Source organism: Shewanella sp. c952 (assembly GCF_019654975.1).
GTDB lineage: Bacteria > Pseudomonadota > Gammaproteobacteria > Enterobacterales > Shewanellaceae > Shewanella.
In genome coordinates this window covers 1-550 of record NZ_BPEW01000115.1, presented here as the reverse complement: position 1 = coordinate 550, position 550 = coordinate 1, and the positions used below count along the sequence as shown (strand labels likewise).

Below are 550 nucleotides of genomic sequence, written 5' to 3'. Positions count from 1 at the left end.
GGATCGGCTTTATCGCGTTGTTGGAAGCAATGGCACCAATGCTGGGGTTACTCGGCACAGTGTCGGGCATGATTGAGACTTTTCAGTCGTTGACCGAGTTCGGTAATAGCGATCCCAAATTGCTCTCTCAAGGGATCAGTAAGGCGCTAATCACCACTCAGGCGGGATTGCTGGTGGCATTACCTCTGCTATTACTGCATTACCCACTTAAGCGTCGCGCACAAGCATTGAGTTTGAATATGGAGCAGCAGTCGGCGCTGTTACTGGCTCTGAATCTTGAGCGGGGAGACGAGCATGTCACTCGATAACATGCTGTTTTCGGTGCGCCAGTTTGCTCATACCATTCTAGGCTTCATTGAGCTTGGTGGCATTGTCATGTGGCCGTTATTCATCTGCTGTTTATGGATGCTATGGTTAGTGAGCCGGGCATTATTCAAAGAGGCTGGCTTAAGCCAGCAGCTAATGATAGTGACAACTCAACATGACTGGCTTAATCAGCGCTTGAGCTTGTTAGCACTAAGGCAGGTACAAGCACAGCAATATGCGGATC

At 49.5% G+C, this 550-nt stretch carries 1 protein-coding gene and 1 pseudogene; both read left to right on the top strand.

From position 1 onward, the window contains the following. The coding region (locus K5R16_RS22140) for a MotA/TolQ/ExbB proton channel family protein (protein ID WP_220740576.1) at positions 1-308 on the top strand (308 nt) is incomplete at its 5' end. After that, positions 295-550 (top strand): annotated as a pseudogene (locus K5R16_RS22135) (MotA/TolQ/ExbB proton channel family protein); the annotation flags it as partial. The gene K5R16_RS22140 and the pseudogene K5R16_RS22135, both read left to right, overlap by 14 nt.